The 20,765-nt window shown below is 66.8% G+C and carries 15 protein-coding genes; 7 read left to right on the forward strand and 8 right to left on the reverse strand.

The window, feature by feature from the left end; translation table 11 throughout:
- Positions 1-30: 30 nt before the first annotated feature.
- The gene (gene glgC / locus JIM94_RS07615; RefSeq protein ID WP_200251411.1) at positions 31-1,269 is read left to right on the forward strand and encodes a glucose-1-phosphate adenylyltransferase; all 1,239 of its coding nucleotides are present in this window, start codon (positions 31-33) and stop codon (positions 1,267-1,269) included.
- Positions 1,270-1,387: 118 nt separating this feature from the next.
- Here glgC and JIM94_RS07620 read toward each other — a convergent pair whose 3' ends face one another.
- Positions 1,388-2,047 carry an O-methyltransferase gene (locus JIM94_RS07620; RefSeq protein WP_410170962.1) on the reverse strand — a complete coding sequence of 220 codons (660 nt, stop codon included), beginning with the start codon at positions 2,045-2,047 and terminating at the stop codon, positions 1,388-1,390.
- Between the two features lie 196 nt (positions 2,048-2,243).
- Here JIM94_RS07620 and sigE point away from each other — a divergent pair, with 196 nt between their 5' ends.
- The 3 genes from sigE to tatB all read left to right on the forward strand — a co-directional run bounded on the left by sigE (position 2,244) and on the right by tatB (position 3,973).
- Positions 2,244-2,900, forward strand: coding sequence for an RNA polymerase sigma factor SigE (gene sigE / locus JIM94_RS07625; RefSeq protein WP_200252155.1), 657 nt, complete (start codon positions 2,244-2,246; stop codon positions 2,898-2,900).
- Positions 2,901-3,044: 144 nt separating this feature from the next.
- On the forward strand, positions 3,045-3,443 hold the full coding sequence (locus JIM94_RS07630) for an anti-sigma factor family protein (protein WP_234039064.1): 399 nt from the start codon (positions 3,045-3,047) through the stop codon (positions 3,441-3,443).
- 47 nt (positions 3,444-3,490) lie between these two features.
- A complete protein-coding gene (gene tatB / locus JIM94_RS07635) occupies positions 3,491-3,973 on the forward strand; it encodes a Sec-independent protein translocase protein TatB (protein ID WP_200251414.1) in 483 nt (160 codons plus the stop codon).
- An 87-nt stretch (positions 3,974-4,060) separates the two neighbouring features.
- Here the strand turns inward: tatB and JIM94_RS07640 are convergent, their stop codons facing one another.
- From JIM94_RS07640 to JIM94_RS07650, 3 genes are all read right to left on the reverse strand, one after another.
- Complete coding sequence (locus JIM94_RS07640; protein WP_200251417.1) at positions 4,061-5,194, reverse strand: Mrp/NBP35 family ATP-binding protein; 1,134 nt, start codon at positions 5,192-5,194, stop codon at positions 4,061-4,063.
- Between the two features lie 80 nt (positions 5,195-5,274).
- Entirely contained in the window at positions 5,275-5,877 is a 603-nt protein-coding gene (locus tag JIM94_RS07645) for a DUF1003 domain-containing protein (RefSeq protein WP_200251420.1), read from the reverse strand.
- Positions 5,878-5,934: 57 nt separating this feature from the next.
- Positions 5,935-7,260 (reverse strand): magnesium transporter MgtE N-terminal domain-containing protein, encoded by a 1,326-nt coding sequence (locus JIM94_RS07650; protein ID WP_200251423.1) that lies wholly within the window; start codon positions 7,258-7,260, stop codon positions 5,935-5,937.
- Between the two features lie 127 nt (positions 7,261-7,387).
- Between JIM94_RS07650 and JIM94_RS07655 the strand changes: the two genes are divergently transcribed.
- Positions 7,388-7,909, forward strand: coding sequence for a YflT domain-containing protein (locus tag JIM94_RS07655; RefSeq protein ID WP_200251426.1), 522 nt, complete (start codon positions 7,388-7,390; stop codon positions 7,907-7,909).
- 13 nt (positions 7,910-7,922) lie between these two features.
- Here JIM94_RS07655 and JIM94_RS07660 read toward each other — a convergent pair whose 3' ends face one another.
- Positions 7,923-9,008 carry a magnesium and cobalt transport protein CorA gene (locus tag JIM94_RS07660; protein ID WP_410170964.1) on the reverse strand — a complete coding sequence of 362 codons (1,086 nt, stop codon included), beginning with the start codon at positions 9,006-9,008 and terminating at the stop codon, positions 7,923-7,925.
- A 273-nt stretch (positions 9,009-9,281) separates the two neighbouring features.
- Here JIM94_RS07660 and JIM94_RS07665 point away from each other — a divergent pair, with 273 nt between their 5' ends.
- Positions 9,282-9,983, forward strand: a complete 702-nt coding sequence (locus JIM94_RS07665; protein ID WP_200251429.1) for a hypothetical protein — start codon at positions 9,282-9,284, stop codon at positions 9,981-9,983.
- Between the two features lie 94 nt (positions 9,984-10,077).
- On the opposite strand, the gene JIM94_RS07670 is transcribed toward JIM94_RS07665, so the two are convergent.
- The 3 genes from JIM94_RS07670 to JIM94_RS07680 all read right to left on the reverse strand — a co-directional run bounded on the left by JIM94_RS07670 (position 10,078) and on the right by JIM94_RS07680 (position 18,931).
- Positions 10,078-13,875, reverse strand: coding sequence for a multifunctional oxoglutarate decarboxylase/oxoglutarate dehydrogenase thiamine pyrophosphate-binding subunit/dihydrolipoyllysine-residue succinyltransferase subunit (locus JIM94_RS07670; RefSeq protein WP_200251440.1), 3,798 nt, complete (start codon positions 13,873-13,875; stop codon positions 10,078-10,080).
- Between the two features lie 189 nt (positions 13,876-14,064).
- Positions 14,065-17,910 carry an ABC transporter ATP-binding protein gene (locus tag JIM94_RS07675; protein ID WP_200251443.1) on the reverse strand — a complete coding sequence of 1,282 codons (3,846 nt, stop codon included), beginning with the start codon at positions 17,908-17,910 and terminating at the stop codon, positions 14,065-14,067.
- A 154-nt stretch (positions 17,911-18,064) separates the two neighbouring features.
- Positions 18,065-18,931 (reverse strand): hypothetical protein, encoded by an 867-nt coding sequence (locus tag JIM94_RS07680; RefSeq protein WP_200251445.1) that lies wholly within the window; start codon positions 18,929-18,931, stop codon positions 18,065-18,067.
- 199 nt (positions 18,932-19,130) lie between these two features.
- Here JIM94_RS07680 and JIM94_RS07685 point away from each other — a divergent pair, with 199 nt between their 5' ends.
- Positions 19,131-20,759, forward strand: coding sequence for a carboxylesterase/lipase family protein (locus JIM94_RS07685; protein WP_200251448.1), 1,629 nt, complete (start codon positions 19,131-19,133; stop codon positions 20,757-20,759).
- Positions 20,760-20,765: the final 6 nt, after the last annotated feature.

Raw genomic sequence — 20,765 nt, forward strand, 5'->3', positions numbered from 1 at the left:
AATTCGCCGGAACCCCACCATGAGTGACGAATGTCTTATACAGTGGGTTTCGTGAGGAGCCAACCACATGTCCTAGCCATCGTCCTCGCCGGCGGTGAGGGTAAGCGTCTGTCCCCCCTGACGGAGGACCGCGCGAAACCCGCTGTGCCTTTCGGAGGCACCTACCGGCTGATCGACTTCGTTCTTTCCAACCTGGTCAACGCCGGGTACATGAAAGTCTGTGTCCTGACACAGTACAAATCCCACTCCCTCGACCGGCACATCTCCCAGTCATGGCAGTTGGCGGGACTCGCTGGCCAGTACATCACCCCGGTCCCCGCACAGCAGCGTCTGGGTAAGCGGTGGTTCACCGGTTCAGCGGACGCCATTCTCCAGTCCCTGAACCTCATCTACGACGAGGCCCCGGAGTACGTCATCGTCTTCGGCGCCGACCACGTCTACCGGATGGATCCCCGCCAGATGGTCGAGGAGCACATCGCCTCCGGAGCCTCGGTCTCCGTCGCGGGCATCCGTGTCCCCCGCTCCGAGGCGACCGCGTTCGGCTGCATCCAGTCGAACGACGAGGGGGAGATCACCGAGTTCCTGGAGAAGCCCGCCGATCCACCCGCGACCCCGGACGACCCCGAGATGACCTTCGCGTCCATGGGCAACTACGTCTTCACCACGGAGGCGCTCATCGACGCGTTGAAGCGGGACGCGGAGAACGAGAACTCCGATCATGACATGGGCGGGGACATCATCCCGTTCTTCGTCCGGAAGAACGAGGCGCACGTCTACGACTTCTCCTCGAACCAGGTGCCCGGCGCAACCGACCGTGACCGGGGTTACTGGCGCGACGTCGGTACCATCGACGCGTTCTATGAGGCGCACATGGATCTCATCTCCGTGCACCCCGTGTTCAACCTGTACAACCGTCGTTGGCCGATCCACAACACCGACACCGGCAACTACCCGCCGGCGAAGTTCGTGCAGGGGGGTATCGCCCAGTCGTCGATGGTGGCGTCCGGTTCGATCATCTCCGGCGGAACGGTCCGGAACTCGGTGCTCTCCGCGAACGTCGTCATCGAGGAGGGGGCGACCGTCGAGGGATCCGTGCTCATGCCCGGCGTCCGCGTCGGGAAGAACGCAGTGGTCCGTCACGCGATCCTCGACAAGAATGTGGTGATCTCCGAGGGGGAGTTCATCGGGGTCGACCACGAGCGGGACTCGGGGCGCTTCACCGTGAGCGCCGGCGGGGTCGTCTGCATCGGAAAAAACGTCGTCGTCTAGCGTGCTGGACAGGTTGCACTGGTCGCCACGCTCGTCGCGGTGACACCGGCAGATGAGGCAACAACGGCAGAAAGCGCGTTCACGGGAGAACCGTGGACGCGCTTTCGTGCCTCACAGGTCAGGAGCCGGGGGCGGGACGCTTGGTGAGGATCGTCATGCCGGCACCGAGGGGCAGCCGTGTCACGAGGGCGTCCTCCATCTGCCGGACATGTTCATCGGCCTCCCGTGCGGCCGTGGTGTCACGGTCCCGGCGGGTCTCGTCCGTCAGTGTTCCGTCGAGGAGACAGTCGGCGAGCACGAGCACGCCGTTGTCACCGAGCAGCGGCCACGCCGCGTTGATGAACGCCCTCAGATCACTCGGCCGCATGTCCCCGTAGACGAGCTGGTACGACCCGTGCGCGAGACGGCCCATCACCTCGAGCGGGCGGGACGGGAGGAAACGGAACCGTCCGGGCCGGTAACCGGCGGCCGTGAAGGTCGCCCGGGCCTGTTTCTGGTGCTCGGCCTCCGGGTCGATGCACGTGAGGTGGCCGCGCTCACCGAGTCCCGCGAGGAGGTAGAGGCCGACGACACCGGCCGCCGGTGTGACGGCGATGGCGCCCGCCGACCCTCCGGAGGCGGCACCGGCCGCGAGGGTCGAGAGGAGGGATCCGGTCATCTCGTCCGGTACGGCGAGTCCGAACTCGCCCGCGTCATTGCGGGCGTCGACGAGTACGGGGTCCTCGTCGGTGGTTCCGGTGATGTAGGAACTGAGGGTGCTGAAGGCGGTGTCACTCACGGAACCGAGTCTATGGTGGATCGCGTCGAAAACGGGGGAAACCCGCCGGATGTGATCGCTGTGGCGCGAGTGACTCCCCGGGTCGGTGATTTGGGGGAGGGGCGGGGGTACGTTACGGAACTGAGGCGCGAAAATCAGGATGTTCTCAGGGGCTGCTTCGCTGTAGGATAACTCACTGATGGAGAATCAAACCATGATGTCCGATCCCTCCGGAACGAACCGTCCCTCCGGTACCGCAGAGGCCGCCGTCGGTGTCGACGAGGCTGCGGAGCTGCGCGGAACCGCCGCATTCGACGCGGGCGAGGCGGAGATGCCCTCATGGGCGGAACTGGTCGCGGAACACGCCGATGGTGTCTATCGTCTCGCGTACCGGCTGTCCGGTAACCGGCACGATGCGGAGGACCTCACCCAGGAGACCTTCATGCGGGTCTTCCGGTCTCTCCGGAACTACCGGCCCGGCACCTTCGAGGGGTGGCTCCACCGCATCACCACGAATCTCTTCCTCGACATGGTGCGTCACCGCAGTCGTATCCGCATGGAGGCGTTGCCCGAGGACTACGACCGTGTCCCCGGGACCGAGATGACGCCGGAGCAGGCGTACAGTTTCGCGAACCTTGACCCTGTTCTCCAGAACGCCCTCGATGCCCTGAGCCCCGAGTTCCGCGTCGCGGTCGTTCTCTGTGACGTGCTCGGCATGACCTACGACGAGATCGCCGACACCCTGGGAGTGAAGATGGGTACCGTCCGTTCGCGTATCCACCGCGGGCGGAGCCAGCTCCGGGCCAGTCTCGAGGATGCCGCGCGCACCGACTCCGATGCGCGGCTTCTGCTTCCTGTGGGGCCGGGAAACTGACCGTCCCCCCGGTTCACGGGTGCACGGAAACGGGCGGTGTCGCGTCGGACGGCGTATTCTTGGCGTCAGATTCGCCGGGATGTCCGGGTCCTCGACCGGGATGCGCCCCGGCTCCGGACGGAGATTTCAGGGAGGCGGTTCCACATGGGTGAACAGCAGCCCGACGGTGGAAGGATGGCGGGCAGGGAACGGAGGCCGCGTGAGTTCGCGTCCGTCGAACACCTGAGTCCCGAGGCCGTCGCCGCGTTCGTCGACGGGGAACTGACATCCGGTGCCGCACACCGTGCGCGGGTGCACATGGTGCACTGCGTCGAGTGCAGGGATGAGGTCGATCAGCAGCGTCGCGCCGCTGAGCGGCTCCGCACCTGCACGGAGAACGACGGCATCCGGGTCCCCAGTTCGCTGATGGAACGGTTGACCTCTATCGCGCAGTCCTGCCCGGCGGGGCCCGGGATCGAGGACACCGTCTACTCGCCGCCGGAGACACTGCTCGACAAGGTGGACATCCTCTACCGTGCGGTACGGCGTTCCCGGGGGAGGTGAACCCCGGAGCCCGTTGTCCCGGGGGCCTCTTCAGTTAGGATGGAGAGGTGTTCTCCAATGTCGGTTGGTTCGAGATATTCGTCCTTTTCGTTGTCGGTCTCATCGTCATCGGCCCTGAGCGTCTTCCCCGTGTCATCGAGGATGTCCGTGCGGCGATTCTCGCGGCCAGGACCGCCATCGACAACGCCAAGCGCTCGATGAACGAGGAGTTCGGTCCCGAGTTCGAGGACATCTCCGGTTCCCTCGGGGAACTCGCCGCGATGCAGCGGATGGGGCCCCGCGCGGTCCTGACCAAGACCCTCTTCGACGGTGACGACAGTGTGCTCGACGCCTTCGATCCGAAGAAGATCATGTCCGGTGACACCGCGGGGCGTGCACACCGCCAACGCGCGGCGGAGCGGAACACCACCGTCGAACGGGCGGCAGAGGAGACCGTGCGTGTGGAGCGGCCCTCTGAAGGGGAGCCGTCACCACGGACGGACCCGCCGGCGGGATCCCGGGGGTCCGGCGACTGGGCGGACGTCACCTAGGCGGAACGGACGACGACAGTGGAAAACGGGCCCCGGGAGAGAAGATTCTCCCGGGGCCCGTTTCCCGTGTGCGGTTCGAAGGTCCGGTCACCTGTTGGTGGTGACCCCCAGGTTCAGTGACCTGCCCGCCAGTGACTCCCGCCGTACGGCGATCTTGTCCGCGATACCCCCGATGGCCTTCGACGTGGGGGACTCCGGATGGGATATGACGACGGGCACACCGACGTCACCGCCGGCACGGAGCGCGGGATCGAGGGGCACCTCACCGAGGAGGTCGATCTCGGTTCCCGTCAGGATGGACAACCTGTCCGCGACGGTCTGACCGCCACCGGCCCCGAACACGTCGACGGTGGTGCCGTCGGGCATCACCATCGCACCCATGTTCTCGATGACGCCGGCGATCCGTTGCCTGGTCTGCTGACTGATGGACCCCGCACGTTCGGCGACCTCGGCGGCGGCGGCCTGGGGGGTCGTGACGATGAGCAGCTCGGCATTGGGCACCAGCTGGGCGACGGAGATCGCGACATCACCGGTACCGGGGGGAAGATCGAGGAGGAGCACATCCAGATCACCCCAGAACACGTCGGTGAGGAACTGCGTGATCGCCCGGTGCAGCATCGGTCCCCGCCACACGACGGGGGAGTTTCCCTCCACGAAATGCCCGATGGAGATCATCTTCACACCGTGCGCCATGGGCGGCATGATCATGTCGTCGACCTGGTGCGGGCGTTCGTCCGAACCGAGCATGTGCGGGATCGAGTGCCCGTAGATGTCGGCGTCGAGGACACCGACGGTGAGTCCCCGGGCGGCCAGCGCCGTGGCGAGGTTCACGGTCATGGAGGACTTCCCCACACCGCCTTTGCCACTCGCCACCGCGTAGACCCGGGTCGTGCACCCCGGCTGGGCGAACGGGTTGACGACCTCGGCGGCACCGCCACGGAGACTGGTCCGGAGTTCACGACGCTGCTCATCACTCATCACGTCGGTGGTGACGGTGACCTCGGTGACACCGTCGATCTCCGCGACAGCGGCACGGGAGTTCTCCGTCAGCGTCGATTTCATCGGACATCCGGCGATGGTGAGATAGATCTCCACCTGCACGGACGAGCCATCGACGGCGATGGACTTCACCATGCCGAGCTCGGTGATGGGGCGCCCGATCTCCGGGTCGATCACCCGGGAGAGCGCGGCGCGGACGTCGGATTCAGTCACGGTAGTCATCACCCACCGATCCTAGCGCGCGGACACCGGGAACCGTCGTGCGGGGCGTACCGGCCATCCGGAGGTGGTGGCGGGCTGTGTCACCTGCCGCCGTCCTCGCGGTCGTTGATCTCGCCCATCGTCGGCTCCGACAGGAGATCCTTCCCGTCACGCTCACGGTGCTCGAGATGGTCCCGGGCCTGGCGTGCCGCCGACTCATCGTCGATCTTCGCCTCGAGACGCTCGAGAACGTCGGTCAGTTCCTCCAGTTCGCGCCGGAGGTAGTCGCGGGTGACCGTTTCACCGACGGCGATCCGGACACCGGCGAGTTCCCGGGCGAGGAACTCCGTGTCGGCCTTGGTCTGTTCACTACGTCGCCGGTCCTCGGCGATGACGACACGGTCCCGGTCCTCCTGGCGGTTCTGGGCGAGCAGAATCAGCGGCGCCGCGTACGCCGCCTGCGTGGAGAACGCCAGGTTGAGCAGGATGAAGGGGTACGGGTCCCAACTGAACTTCCAGGCACCGACATTGAGCGCGATCCAGATGATCACGAACACCGTCTGCCAGAAGAGGTACTCACCGGTGCCGAAGAATCGTGCGACCTTCTCAGCGAAAGCGCCGACCGAATCACCGTCGATGTTGATCAGCTTTCGACGCTGTCCGGCGACCGGTGTGTCGAGGTCGCTGCGCTGGTAATCAGCCACGGGTGTGCTCCTTCACGGGGATCTGGGGGAGTCGTAGGGGAGGGTGGTGCGGGTGGGTCACAGTGATGTCCGTGGCCCGGGATGCAACAGGGGGCGCCTGCCCCCCAGCTCCGGATCGGGGCGCAGACCCCGTTCCCGCCAGTCATCGGGAAGCATGTGGTCCAGGAGGTCATCGACGGCCACGGCACCGAGAAGATGCTTGTCCGCGTCGAGAACGGGACCGCACACGAGGTTGTAGGTGGCAAAATACCGGGCCGCGGTCTCCTGGTCGTCGTCCGCGTACAGCGGGGGGAGATCGGGATCGAGGCAGCCGCCGATCAGCGATCCCGGAGGTTCCCGCAGGAGACGCTGGAGGTGCACGCACCCGAGGTACTTGCCGGTGGGGGTCGCTGTGGGCGGACGCACGACGAAGACCATGGATGACAGTGATGTGGGGAGCTCCGGGTCACGGGCGAACGCGAGTGCCTCGGCGACCGTCGTCTGGGGTGTCAGCACCAGGGGCTCCGGGGTCATCAGGGCGCCCACGGTGTCGGGGGAGAAGCTCATCAGGCGGCGGACCGGAGCGGACTCCTCCGGATTCATCTCCTCCAGCAGGGCGGCGGCCTTGGCGTCCGGCAGCTCGCCGAGGAGGTCGGCGGCGTCGTCCGGGTCCATCTCCTCGAGGACGTCGGCGGCACGCTCGAAGTCGAGCGCGTCGAGGAGTTCCGCCTGCCGGTCCTCGGGCAGCTCCTGCATGACGTCGGCGAGCCGCTCGTCGTCGAGTTCGACGGCGATCTGCTCCCGCTGCTGGGCCGGCATCGTGTACAACTGCGTCGCGATGTCCGCCGGGCGCATGTCATCGAACTGGGCGATCATCTCGGCCGTCGCGTCCGGGTCCCCGGTTCCGCTCGCGGAGATGCCGTGGACGTGGGCCCACGGCACCACGTCCAGCTTCGGGCGCCGCCCGAACTTCGCCTTCTCGTGGAACACCGCGACCCGGGAGATCACCCAGTCACGGGTGCGGGTACGTTCCAGTTCGACGTCCGCGATCTCGAGGGCCCTGCCGTGGAGATGATCGAGTTCCGGGTCATCCACCTCGATCTTCGACCCGACGATGTCCGACAGAACGCTGAGTTCACCCGTCCTCGACTGGAAGGCCCGGAGCGACACCGAACCGGTCGCGAGCATGATCTCCTGCGGCTCGATCTCGGCGATCCGGAGCATCGGCAGGAAGATCCGGCGTTTGTTCAGCATCTCGACGACGAGGCCGAGGGCCCGGGAGGTCTGGCCGTTCGGGCGAACCGCGATGACGATGTCACGGACACGACCGATGGCGTCGGTGTCCGGGCCACGGACGACCATGCCGGAGAGACGGCCTGCGTACACACGGGTGATAGGGCTCATGGGGATCCACTTTACTGTGTGCGCCCCGGGGGAACATTCCGCCGGGGCGCACCGTTGTACCGGGTGGAGGAAAGACCACCGGAAGAGCCGGGTGGGTGTATTCTCCACCGCACCCCAGGAGGAGATCATGAGCATGGCACCGTTCGGGACCCCGCAGGCGAAGAACCAGCCGGGGGAACGCCGACGGCCCGAGGGCTGGCCCGTCGGTAGTTTCGGGGACTACTCCTCCGCGCAGGCCGCGGTCGACATGCTCAGTGACAGCGGGGACTTCCCCGTCAACGAGCTCACCATCGTCGGTGTCGACCTCATGGAGGTCGAACGGGTCGTCGGCAGGCTGACGTGGGGCAGGGTTCTCGCCGCGGGTGCCGCCTCAGGTGCCTGGCTGGGGCTTTTCGTCGGTGTCCTGATGAGTCTGTTCAACGACGGTCTCGTGGCACCGATGATCTACGGCATCGTCATGGGGGTCATCTTCGGCCTGATCGCCGCAGCCGTGCCCTACGCGGCGTCGAAGGGGCGGAGGGATTTCGCGACGACGACGCAGATCGTCGCCGGCAGGTACGACGTGCTCTGTTCCCCCGAGCACGCCCGCCGCGCCCGGGACGAGATCGCCCGGGCGAACCTCGGCGGCAGGCACTCCACCGGCCGGTGACGGCCCCGGAGACTCAGAGCCAGTTCCTGCGCCGGAGCAGCCACCACAGGAACACCACGGAGCCGAGCATGAGCAGAAGCGCCATGTAGTAGCCGTACCGGAGCTGGAGTTCGGGCATGAACTCGAAGTTCATGCCGTAGATTCCCGCGATGACGGTGGGCACCGCGGCCATGATCGCGACGGAGGAGATCTTCCTCATGTCGTCGTTCTCCTGCAGGGTGATCTTCGCGACGCCGGCGTCGATGAGCGCCGAGAGACGCTCATCGAGGCCCCGGACACTGTCGACGGCGATCAGTTCGTGATCGAGGACGTCCCGGAAATAGCGGACGAGTTCACCGGGCAGCATGTCCCCGTTGCGCTCCAGCAGCAGCCGCAACGCGGCGGCGAGAGGATCGATCGAGTGCCGCATCTCGAGGATCTCCCGCTTGAGCATGTAGATCGTCTGGATGTCGAAGCGCTCGTTCGGGGTGAAGACCTCGGCCTCCAGTTCGTCGACGTCGGTGGTGAGTTCACCGCTGATCCGGACGTATTCATCGACGGCGGCATCGGTGATCATCCAAGCGACGGACGCCGGACCGAGGGCGGTCTGCTCGGGATCCTCCTCGACGCGTTTCCGCAGGCCCTTGATGTTCGAGGGTTTGCCGTGGCGGACGGTGATGATGAAATCGGGCCCGAGAATCATCTGGATCTCACCGGTCTCGATGATCTCCGAGGCGTTGTTCACCGACTCGTGCTCCTTGAACATCACCGAGCGGACGACCATGAACAGCTGCTGGTCGTAGCGTTCGACCTTCGGGCGCTGATGGGCGTTGACCGCGTCCTCGACGATGAGCTCATGGATGTTGAAGGCGTCCGCTATCTCCATCATCTGCCGCTCGTTGGGTTCGAGGAGCCCGAGCCACACCCAGCCACGGCCCTCGGCCCGGACATGCCGCAGGGCACTGAGATACGTGTGTTCCCGTCCGTCGTCGACCCCGTCGACATAGACCGTGCAGCGCTCGATGGCGTCCTCGACGGGGGCGTCCGGATCCATCGGGGAAGGGGTGACCTTGTCGGTGAGGGAGGTCCGGGGCTTGAGGACACGACGGATACTGGGCATCGGGCGGTGACGCTCCTTTTCGGGGGAGGACGGCTGGTGGTCGGTGGTCGGCGGCCGGGTCCCGGAGAACCCCGGGACGGCGGACCGGCAGTGAGTCTACCGAGTTCCGGCCCGTGGACACCATCGTCGAAAGACACGCTCCCGTACGACCGCGACGTAAAGTGGTCCCGGAGCGGTGGGACGCGCCAGATTCGCCGCCGTCCGTCCCACCGGTTCCCACCGAACCGCGCCGTTCCCCGGCCACAGGTACACGTATCCAGGAGGCACCACGACATGAGAACCACTGACACCCCGCTGACGCTGCGGCGTCTGTGCCGCGTCGTGCTCGGCACGGTGATCGGTGTGCCCCTGCTCTCGGGATGTGCACCGGAACCGGCTGGTGAACCGGGGGAATCGGAGTTCCGCCCCGTCCAGATATCGGTCAATTCCTCGTCCATCGAACAGCGGATCCTCGGGGAGATGTACCAGCGGACCCTCCGCTCCCACGACCGGGACGCCTATCTCACCCTGGAAACCACATCGAACGACAATCAACGCATCGAACGGCTCAATGAGCGGCGGGCGGATCTCGTCGTGGGGTGCACCGGTGAACTTCTGCACCAGCTCAATCCCGTGGCGGCCGAGGAACTGTCGGCGCAGTACACCGCCGCAGTGGCGTCCGGGGACGTCGACCGGAACTCGGGGGAGTGGCGGGAGAAGGTCTATTCCGCGTTGGTCGGTTCACTGCCCGGGAACATGATGGCGACGGATCCCTCCAACGCCCTCGGATGCGAGGACTACGACGGTCCGGAACTACCGCAGAACATCGTGCCGGTGTACCGCAAACCGATGCTCGACCGTCGTGACCGGCTCATCCTGAACTCGGTCGGTGGAACGATCTCCACGGCGGACATCCGTGAACTGACCCGCACGGCCCTGGACTCGAATTCCGTCTCCGCCGCCGTGGTCCCGTACCTGCACAGCGAGGGCCTGTAGACCGGTCCCGGGAGATCCCCGGAAAGACGGCGGGAGCCCTGCACCACCGGATTATCCCGGTGGTGCAGGGCTCCCGCCGTCAGGTCGTCCCCGGTCAGGCGTCCGGGGCGAAGGCCGAGTCGATCAGCTGCTGCTGCTCGAACTGGTGCACCTTCGAGATGCCCGTCGAGGTGGAGGACTGCGCACGGCGGGAGATCCGCTTGAGCGGCGGCATCTCCGGGATGCGCTCCGGCAGGTTGAGCGCCAGGAACGGCCAGGCACCCTGGTTCGCCGGCTCATCCTGGCAGAACCGGACCTCCGTGGCGTTCGGGTAGAACCCGAAGGCCTCCCTGAGGCGGTTGTGCGGGATCGGGTGGTACATCTCCAGGCGGATGATCGCGACGTCCTCGCGGCCGTCCTTCTTCCGGCGCTTCTCCAGCTCGTAGTAGAGCTTTCCGGAGACCAGGAGGATCGTGGTGACCTTGTCCACGTCGCCGATGACGTTGTTGTCGCGGTCGACGAGGCGCGGATCGTTGATCACCGAGCGGAACTTGCGCACCTCGGTGAAGTCCTCCACCGGGCTGGCGGCGTCCTTCATGCGCAGCATCGACTTCGGGGTGAAGACGACCAGCGGACGGTGCAGTTCACTGAGAGCGTGACGGCGCAGCAGGTGGAAGTAGTTCGCCGGCGTCGACGGCTGTGCGACGGTCATGGAACCCTCTGCGCACAGCTGCAGGTAGCGCTCGATGCGTGCGGAGGAGTGGTCCGGGCCCATGCCCTCGTAGCCGTGCGGCAGGAGCAGGATGACACCGGAGGTCTGGCCCCACTTGGCCTCACCGGAGGAGACGTACTCGTCGATGATGGTCTGCGCACCGTTGGCGAAGTCACCGAACTGCGCCTCCCAGGCGACGACGGCGTCCGGGTTGCCCACGGAGTAGCCGTACTCGAAGCCCATGCCCGCGTACTCGGTGAGTGCGGAGTTGTAGACGAGGAACTTGCCGTCGCCCTTCGACTGGGCCAGCTCATTGAGCGGGTTGAAGTCGTCCGAGGTCTTCGGGTCGACGAGGACGGCGTGGCGCTGGGTGAAGGTGCCGCGTCGGGAGTCCTCTCCCGCGAGCCGCACGAGCTTGCCGGAGTTCGCCAGGGAGGAGAAGGCGATGAGTTCGCCCCAGCCCCAGTCGATGCCACCCTCGTGGACGCTCTCGACACGCTTCTTCGCCACCGGTTGGACGCGCGGGTGGATGGTGAAGCCCTCCGGGGTGTTCGCGTAGGCCTCCCCGATCTCGACGAGATCCGCCTTCGAGATGGAGGTGTCCAGGCCGTGCGGGAGTTCCTGGGAACTGGTGATCCCCTCCTGCGCGGAGGCCTGCTTCTTGCCCGCCTGCTTGACCTCGTTGAACACCGATTCCATCTGGTCGTGGAAGTCGCGGATGACGGCCTCGGCGTCCTCGGAGGACAGGTCGCCACGGCCGAGGAGGTCCTCGGTGTAGCGGGTACGGACGGTGTCGCGGTTGTCGATGATCTCGTACATCTGCGGCTGGGTCATCGACGGGTCATCGGCCTCGTTGTGGCCGCGACGGCGGTAGCAGACCAGGTCGATGAAGACGTCCTTGCCGAAGCGGCGACGGTACTCGGTGGCGAGACGTCCGACCCACACGACGGCCTCGGGATCGTCACCGTTGACGTGGAACACCGGGCAGCCGAAGCCCTTGGCGATGTCGGTGGCGTAGTGCATCGAACGGGCGGCGTCCGGGGTCGTGGTGAATCCGATCTGGTTGTTCACCACGACGTGGATGGTGCCGCCGACGGTGTAGCCGCGCAGCTGGGCCAGGTTGATCGTCTCGGGGACGATACCGAGACCGGCGAAGGCGGCGTCCCCGTGGAGCAGCAGCGGAACGACGGAGTAGCCGTCCTCGCCCTTGTCCAGGATGTCCTGCTTGGCGCGGGCGATGCCCTCCATGACCGGGTTGACGGCCTCAAGGTGGGAGGGGTTGGCCGTCAGGGAGACCTTGATCTCACCGTCGCCGAACATCTGGAGATGCTGACCCTCGGCGCCGAGGTGGTACTTCACGTCACCGGAGCCGCCGGCCTGGGCGGGATCGAAGTTGCCCTCGAACTCGTTGAACAGGTTGCGCAACGGCTTGCCGACGATGTTGGCGAGGACGTTGAGGCGACCACGGTGCGGCATACCGATGACGACCTCGTCGAGGCCCTGCCCGGCCGCCGTGTCAATGCAGGCGTCCATGAGCGGGATGAGGCTCTCCGCACCCTCCAGGGAGAAGCGCTTCTGGCCGACGTACTTGGTCTGCAGGAAGTTCTCGAAGGCCTCGGCCGCGTTGAGCTTCTGCAGGATGTACTTCTGCTCCGCGCCGGTCGGCTTCTCGATGCCGGCCTCGAGCCGGTCCTGGAGCCAGGTGCGCTCGTCCCGGTCGAGGATGTGCGAGTACTCGGAGCCGACCTTCAGGGTGTACGCCTGGCGCAGCGTCGTCAGGACCTCGCGGAGGGTCATCTGCTCACGGCCCGCGAAACCGCCGACGGAGAACTTCCGGTCCAGGTCCCACAGGGTCAGACCGTGGGTCGCGATGTCGAGGTCCCGGTGATCCGGGATCGGGACACCCGGCTGGGTCCAGTGCAGCGGGTTGGTGTCCGCGATGAGGTGACCGCGTGAACGGTAGGCCTCGATGAGCTGCATGACGCGGGTGTTCTTGTCCACCCCGGTGTTCGGGATGTCCTGACGCCAGCGCATCGGGGTGTAGGGCACCTGCATGCAGTCGAAGATGTGGTCCCAGAACGCGTCGTCGGTGAGCAGCTGGCTCATCGTGCGCAGGAACTCACCGGACTCCGCACCCTGGATGATGCGGTGGTCGTAGGTCGAGGTGATGGTGACGAGCTTGCCGACACCCAGTTCAGCGAGACGATCCTCGGAGGCGCCCGCGAACTCCGCCGGGTAATCCATCGACCCGACACCGATGATCGCGCCCTGGCCCTTGGTCAGACGGGGCACCGAGTGACGGGTGCCGATACCGCCCGGGTTCGTCAGGGTGATGGTCACACCGGAGAAATCCTTGCCGGTCAGCTTTCCCTTCCTGCCCCGGGCGACGATGTCCTCGTACGCCTCGACGAACTCGGAGAAGGAAAGGGTCTCGCACTCGCGGATCGCCGCGACGACGAGCGCACGGGAGCCGTCCTTCTGCGGAAGGTCGATGGCCAGACCGAGGTTGATGTGGTCGTGGACCACCATGGTCGGCTTACCGTCGATCACGTCGTAGGAGTTGTTCATCGCCGGATGCGCCATGGTCGCCTTGACCATGGCGTAGCCGATGATGTGGGTGAAGGAGATCTTCCCGCCACGGGTGCGGCGCAACTGGTCGTTGACCATCGCCCGGTTCTCGAACATGAGCCGTGCGGGCATGTCGCGCACAGAGGTGGCGGTGGGGACCTCGAGGGAGAGATCCATGTTCTTGGCGATGGCCTTCGAGATGCCGGTCAGCTGCTTCTTGCCCGACTCCGGGAGATCCTCGATACGGCTCAACGGAGACTTCGCGAACCGTTCGGCGGCAGCGTCCCGCCTCCGGTTGCTCTCGCCCTCACGTTTCGGGGCGTGATCGCGGGCCTTCGCTGCGGGAGTCTCCGGCTTCTCCTTCTCGGCCTCGATTCCGATCCCCTTTTCAGGGGCGGTCGGCCGGGAAGCCGCCGCGCTCCGAACCCCGTCCCCGGTGTTCTTCCCGGAGGCGGGTTCAGCGGGCTTCCGCACAGCGGCAGCGGGGGATTTTTCGGGGGTGCCTGAAGGGGCGCCCTGTGTCTCGAAATAGTCCCGCCATTCCTTGTCCACGGACGCGGGGTCCTCCTGGAACTGCTGGAACATCTCGTCCACCAGCCACTGGTTCTGGCCGAAAGTACTAGCGCTGCTCACGGCAGGTGCTCGCCTCATTTCCTTGGTTAACCTATGTCAGTATGTCCACTGTAGTCGTCGACTACAGGCTAGTTGCCGCGACCCCGTTCTGTCTCATCGTGACGACACGGGGGCCGTGCCGCTTAGTGCCGCATCGTGCTGCGGTGGGTAGCGGGGACACATCAATACGGACACCGCACCGCGCTCACGTTACCGGTTTCCCGTGTCCGGTGACAGGTCAACGCTCCGGCGCCCGTCGCCGGTGACCCGCGCATGTGCGTTCCACATCGCGCTGTACCGGGTGTCGCCTCCCACCAGTTCACCGTGGCTGCCGTCCTCGACGATGCGGCCGCCGTCGAACACGAGGATCCTGTCCGCCCTGGCGGCGGTCGCCAGCCGGTGCGCCACGACGACGGCGGTACGCCCACCGGTGATGCGTTCGGCGGCGGAGAGCACCGCAGCCTCCGTGGACGGGTCCAGGGTCGCCGTCGCCTCGTCGAGGAGCAGGAGTCCCGGTTCCACGAGCTCCGCCCTCGCCAACGCGATCAGCTGCCGCTGCCCGGAGCTCAATCCACGTCCCCGTTCGCCGACGGGGTGGTTGAAGCCTCCCGGAATCCGCGCGATCGCCGGCAGCGCACCCACCCGACGCGCCGCCGCGGTGACGGCGGCGCGGTCGGCACCGGGCCGCCCGTAGGCGATGTTCTCGGCGACGGTCCCCGTGAACAGGTGCGGTTCCTGCGGCACCAGGCCGATCCGGCGGTGCCAGTCGTCGAGAGGGAACTCCCGGATGTCGGTACCGGAGGCGCGCACGCATCCCGTGACCGGATCGTAGAACCGGGCCAGAAGTTTGATCAGCGTGGATTTCCCGGCGCCCGTGGGGCCGACGACCGCGACCGTGGTCCCGGGTTCCAGCCGCAGATCGAGCCCCTCGGTGACGGTGCGGTGCGCGGCACCGGGATAGGAGAAGGACACGGAGTCGAGTGCGATGTGTCCGGCCACGGCTGTGTCCGCACCATCCCGCGTCCCCCGGTCGGGGACCCGGGACTCCGTCGCCAGCAGGTCGGTGATCCGGGTCAGGCCCACCGACGCCTGCTGGTAACCGTCGAAGATCTGGCTCAGCTGCTGGATCGGGCCGAAGAGCTGGCCGAGGTACATGATGAAGGCAACCAGGACCCCCGCACTGATCCGGCCGTCCGTCACGAGCCCCGCCCCGACACCGAGGACGAGTGCCTGGGACAGTTCGGAGACGAACGCGATACCGGGGAAGTACAGTGCCACCGCCGTCTGTGCCCGGACCCGGGTCCGGCGGTAGGCGGCGGCCTTCCTCCCGAACGACGCCAGTCGGGCCGCCTCCGTGCGGTGCATCTGGAACGTCCGGAGCCCGGCCACCGACTCCTGGAAGTCCGCGTTGACGGCGCTCACCTGTTCCCGTGCCAGTGCATAGAGACGTGAGGAGATCCTCCGGAACACGACGGTGGCGAGGACGATCACCGGTACCGCCCAGAACGCCCACATCGCGAGGACGGGGTCCGTCGCCACCAGGACACCGGCGATGCCGAGCATCGTGCCCATCGCCACCACCGCCTGCGCGAGTCCCGTCTGGAGGAAGGAACTCAGGGCGTCGATGTCGGTGGTCATCCTGGTCATGATCCGCCCGGACATCGTGGACTCGAAGTACGACAGTCCGAGCCGTTGCAGATGCGCGTAGGACCGCAGGCGTAGACCGAACAGCAGCCGTTCACCGGTCCGTGCGGTGAGGATGGTCCGGGCGACCGCCGCGATCCAGGCGACGAGAACCACCATGACACCCGCGGCGGCCGCGGACCACAGCGCGCGGGATTCACCGTCGGTGACACCCCGGTCGATCGCGACACGCACCAGGCCGGGGAAGACGAGATCCGTCACGACGCCGAGGAGCAGCAGCGCCACCACCGCCGCGGTGAGGCCACGGACCTGGCGGAACAACGCCCGCAGTGAGAAGGTGCCGGTATCGGAGCGTGCCGCACGGGTGTCGACACCGGGATCCTCGGTCGCCGGGGGGAGTGCATCCACCTGGGCCAGCAACGCGGGGCTCGGCGGGACGGAGCCGATACCCCGCCCACGTCCACCGGCGACAGGTACGGCACGGCTGGCCCCGGCCTCCGGTCTCCACCGTGGTCCGGGCGCCGGGGTGGTGATCGCCGGCCAGAGTTCCCCCTCGTCCGGTTCACGGTCGGTCCCGTGTGCCTCCTCAGCGGGGTCGGCACCGGGAGCGGGGTCCATCAGACGTGCGAAACGTGGGGTTCGTCCGATCTCGTCGAGGGCACCGACCTCCCCGATTCTTCCGTCGACCATCAGCGCCACCCGGTCCGCCAGCTCCAGGGTGGACCGTCTGTGGGCGACGGTGAGCACCGTGAGATCGGGGTGGTGCCGCTTCAGTCCCCGGTAGATCGCGGCCTCCGTGACGGCGTCGACAGCGGACGCCGCGTCATCGAGAACCAGCACACGCGGGTGCGCGAGCAGTGCCCGGGCCAGTGCTATCCGTTGGCGTTGTCCCCCGGAGAGCGTGAGTCCCCGTTCACCGACCGGGGTGTCGTAGCCGTGCTCCAGCCCGGTGATGAAACCGTGCGCCTGGGCGACCCTGGCCGCCGCCACCACCTGCCCGTCGTCGACGTCCCGGCCGCCCGCGCCCGCCGCGATGTTCTCCCTGACGCTCCCGGAGAAGAGGAACGCCTCATCGAAGGCGCAGATGACGGCACCGCGGATGTCCTCCGCGGAAAGCTCCCCGTAGTCGATCCCGGTACCGTCCCGTGCGGTGAGCAGGATCCGACCAGAGTCAGGGGTGTAGAACCTGCCGAGCAACTGCACCAGCATCGTCTTCCCGGAACCGGGGGGACCCACCAGTGCCACAGTGGAACCGGCGGCGACATCCAGCGACACACCGGACAGGATCGTGCGGTCGTCCCGGGAGAAGGTGACCTCCTCCATCCGGATTCCCAGCGGTCCTGTCGGTATCCCCGGGGAGAAATCCCCTCCGGTGTCCGCCACCGGGGAAGCCGGGCGGAGATCGATCACCTCGAAGACCCGCTGCACGGAGCTGGCCCCCATCTGCAGTCGCACCATCGTCGCGGCGAGGATGCGGGAGACGGAGGTGAGTGTCGTCAGGTAGGTGGAGAAGGCGACGAATGTGCCGACGGTGATGTCGCCGTTCAGTGCGAGCCAACCGCCGAGAGCGATATTGACCACCAGAGTGAGCATCGGCAACTGATCCAGGGCGGGCTGGAACCGGGCGTTGATCCGGGCGGCCCGCATGCGGTGGGCGTAGAGCTCGCGCCCGGCCTCCTCCATCCGTGTGATCTCGTTCTCCTCCTGGGCGAACGCCTTGACCACCCGTACCCCGGTGACGGTCTCCTCCACCCGGGTCGCCAGATCGGCGGCCTTCTGCTGTGCCGACCAGGTGGAGGCGAAGAGGCTTCTCCTGCCACGGGCACCGAGCAGGAGGATCACCGGAAGTGTCACGAGTGCGACGACAGCGAGAAACGGAGACAACCACAGCATGACGATCATGGTCAGCAGCAGTTTCAGGAGATTTCCGACGGTCAGGGGGAGAATCGCGAGCATTCCCTGGACCGTGGTGATGTCGGAGATCGACCTGCTCACCACCTGTCCCGTCCGGAGTTCATCCTGTCCCGGCCCGTCCAGCCCCTGCAGCGAATCCAGCAGTTGAACCCGGAGCCGTTGCTGGGTGTCCAGTGAGATCACGCCCGCGGTGAGCCGTCGGATGAACTGGAAGAGGAAGCGGAGGACCGCGATGACGCAGAGAATGATGACGACCGTGGTCAGCGGCGGATACATCGGGAGCAGACCGGTGAGCCGACCTCCCTCGTGCAGACCGAGGGCGATGTCGACCGCATCCCGTGTGAGCAGCGGGGTGGCGGTCTCGAACAGGGTGACCAGGATGGTCGCCGCCAGGGCGGACACGGCGGGGAACCGGCGGCGGGCCGCCGTACGGACGAGCCGCAGCAGGGCGTCCCGGATACCGGATCCGGTGCTCTCCGTTGATCCGGCGGACGTCATCCCGTTCCTTTCGTTCCCGGCGTACCTGTCCCGATCATCCCAGATCAGCTCACAGGGTTAGCCGTGCGGGGTGGTGGCGGCACCGGAAAAAGGACACCGCCCCCGGGACGCGGGGACGGTGTCGGGGGAGACGGGTGCGCCGGGGAGGTGCGGGCTAGTTGTCCCCGTCCTTCTGCTCGACGTTCGCCTCCGCGACGTCACGCGCGATCTCCGCGGGGACGTCGATGTCCTCGGGGACATCCTTCGGCACCGGGGTGGCGAACTCGGCGGGCAGTCCGCCGAGCGACTCGCTGACATTCGACACGACCTTGTCCGCGAGGCGGTGGTTCGCGAACGATCCGGCGACAGCGCCGAGGCCCAGCGGGAGGATCTTCCCGAACCAGGCACGACGGAACTTCTTGCCCACCGTCTTCACCGCGAGATTGAGCATCCGGTTGTTCACGTTCGTCAATTTCGAGCCGGAGAAACTCGACAGGGTCGTCGCCACCGAACGGCCGCCGGCACCGGCGGAGATATCACCCACCGCCGCATCGACGATCGCCGTTCCCGATGAGCCGGTGAGGGCGACCAGAATCAGTGCACGACGCCGCTCCGGGTCGTGGATGTCCACGCCGCGGAGTTTCGCCGACGCCATCGTGTAGAACGCCGCGAGATCCAGGAAGACCAGCGACTCCACGCCGATGGCCGCGGCACCGGTGATCAGGCCGACACCCGGTACGGCGGCGGCGATTCCCGCTGCTCCGCCGGATCCGGTCGCCATCACGGAGAAGTGCTGGTCGATGGCCTTCTGCAGTTCCCGGGGGCTGAGCTCAGGGTTCTTCGCCCGCATCCAGTCCACGTACCTCGAGATCGTTCCGGCCTGAATGCGCACGGCCTTGTCCAGACCGGAGATCAGCATCCGGCCCGTCGCCCCGGTACGTCCCTCGAGCGCCTTCGGGTCAGAGCCCACGGCGTCGGTGATGGGGCGGTCGTTTCGCTTGTCGTTGCTGTCGTCTCCGAAGAGTCCGTCAAAGAGACCCATGGGTGTCACTCACTCATTTCTCATTCTCGTGGGTGGCCCCGGTCGAGGTCTCGCCGGGGGTGCCGGATACCCGGCGACGGTGCTGCGCTACATCGTAGAGGCCCCCGGTGATCCGTGCGGGACACCCACCGGTCGAACGGCGTCGTCGGTGACCCGCGTGACCGGGTGAACCGCACCACCGTCGCCCGGCGTCCGGGACATGTCCCGGTACCCGGACACCCGTTGGGCACTACGGTGTAAGGCAATGGACGATATCACAGCAACCACCGCCGGCCCCGTACGCGGCACGGTCGTCTCCGGCATCCGGACCTGGCGTGGCGTCCCCTACGGTGCCGACACCTCCGGCCCGAACCGCTGGCGGGCCCCGTCCGTCCCGGAACCGTGGGACGGTGTCCGGGACTGCCACGAGTTCGGTGCGGTCGCACCGCAGCCCGTCTACTCCTACAAGGACTCCGTTCGGGGAGACGAGGACTGCCTCAACCTCGACATCGTCCGACCCGACACCGACGACGGTGATCTCCCCGTCGTCGTTTATCTCCACGGAGGTTCGTTCATCGTCGGTTCCTCACACGAGACGATGCTGCGCGGGTACAACTTCGTCCGGAACCTCAACGTCGTCTACGTGTCCGTCAACTTCCGGCTGGGGGTGCTGGGTTATCTCGACCTGCGGAGTCTCGGTGACGGCGACTGCGTCGCCAATCCCGCCGTCCGGGATCAGCTTCTCGCACTCCGGTGGGTCAACGAGAACATCCGGGCGTTCGGCGGCGACCCCGGCAACGTGACCCTCATGGGGGAGTCCGCCGGAGGTGCGGCGGTCACCACCCTGATGTGCGTCCCGTCGGCGGAGGGGCTGTTCCACAAGGCGATAGCGCAGTCGGCCCCCGCAGCGACACTCCACGCCCCGGTGCAGTCGGAGTACTGGGTGCAGCAGCTTCTCGGTGCGATGGCCCTTCCGCTGGAGACCACGTGCGCCGAACTCCGTGGCGAAGACGCCGCCGATCTCGTCCGCGCCGGACAGTCGATGATGTGGCGCTCCCGGGAACTTCTCCAGCTCAACTCCTGCTACGGCCCCACAGTTGACGGTGACCTCCTGCCGGAGCATCCGTTCGACGCCTTCGACGCGGGCAGACAGGCCAAGGTCCCGTTGCTCATCGGCACGAACAACGATGAGGCGTCGGTGACGAAGCTTCTCTACCTCCGGCAGACCGCACGCAGTCGTGCCGCCGCCCGCATGCTCGACGCCTACGACCACTCGAATTCCGCCGCGCTGCTGGACGCGTACGACGGTGCCGTCGAACGCACGGATTTCGCACGGATGCTCACCGACGCCGTCTTCTGGGCACCGTCGCTCCGTATCGCCGAGGCACACTCCCGGAGCGCCGACACCTGGATGTACCGGTTCGACTACGCCCCGGCGGCACTCCGGTGGATCGGACTCGGCGCCATGCACTCGTTCGAACTGACGGCGGTGTTCGCCGCACACAGGGAGTCACGGACGCACACCCTCACGCGATTCGGCGGAATCGACGATCTCAGTGAGGTCACCGCGGAGATGCAGGCGTACTGGGGGAATTTCATCTACCACTCGATACCGGGGTCCGGGTGGCCGCGTTACCGGCTCGCCGGGGACACACTCCCGGGACGCGCGACCCGGATCTTCGACTCCGAGTCCACCGTCGTCTACGACCCGCGCCCCCACCTGAGACGGGTGTGGCGGAACTACGACATGAGGGAGTGGGGCGCCGGGCGCCCGGACATCCTGGAGATCCGGGGTAGCTTCCCGGACGGGGACACGGTGACGGGGGAGTTCCCCGGTGAGAACCACTAGACTCGT

The sequence above is a fragment of the Corynebacterium pygosceleis genome (genome assembly GCF_016595275.2).
Lineage (GTDB): Bacteria > Actinomycetota > Actinomycetes > Mycobacteriales > Mycobacteriaceae > Corynebacterium > Corynebacterium pygosceleis.

What these genes read in the sequence shown, in the direction of transcription:
- glgC (WP_200251411.1), top strand. Translation starts at nt 31, where the DNA reads ATGTCTTATACAGTGGGTTTCGTGAGGAGCCAACCACATGTCCTAGCC.
- sigE (WP_200252155.1), top strand. Translation starts at nt 2,244, where the DNA reads ATGTCCGATCCCTCCGGAACGAACCGTCCCTCCGGTACCGCAGAGGCC.
- JIM94_RS07630 (WP_234039064.1), top strand. Translation starts at nt 3,045, where the DNA reads ATGGGTGAACAGCAGCCCGACGGTGGAAGGATGGCGGGCAGGGAACGG.
- JIM94_RS07640 (WP_200251417.1), bottom strand. Translation starts at nt 5,194, where the DNA reads ATGACTACCGTGACTGAATCCGACGTCCGCGCCGCGCTCTCCCGGGTG.
- JIM94_RS07650 (WP_200251423.1), bottom strand. Translation starts at nt 7,260, where the DNA reads ATGAGCCCTATCACCCGTGTGTACGCAGGCCGTCTCTCCGGCATGGTC.
- JIM94_RS07655 (WP_200251426.1), top strand. Translation starts at nt 7,388, where the DNA reads ATGAGCATGGCACCGTTCGGGACCCCGCAGGCGAAGAACCAGCCGGGG.
- JIM94_RS07660 (WP_410170964.1), bottom strand. Translation starts at nt 9,008, where the DNA reads ATGCCCAGTATCCGTCGTGTCCTCAAGCCCCGGACCTCCCTCACCGAC.
- JIM94_RS07665 (WP_200251429.1), top strand. Translation starts at nt 9,282, where the DNA reads ATGAGAACCACTGACACCCCGCTGACGCTGCGGCGTCTGTGCCGCGTC.
- JIM94_RS07675 (WP_200251443.1), bottom strand. Translation starts at nt 17,910, where the DNA reads ATGACGTCCGCCGGATCAACGGAGAGCACCGGATCCGGTATCCGGGAC.
- JIM94_RS07680 (WP_200251445.1), bottom strand. Translation starts at nt 18,931, where the DNA reads ATGGGTCTCTTTGACGGACTCTTCGGAGACGACAGCAACGACAAGCGA.
- JIM94_RS07685 (WP_200251448.1), top strand. Translation starts at nt 19,131, where the DNA reads ATGTCCCGGTACCCGGACACCCGTTGGGCACTACGGTGTAAGGCAATG.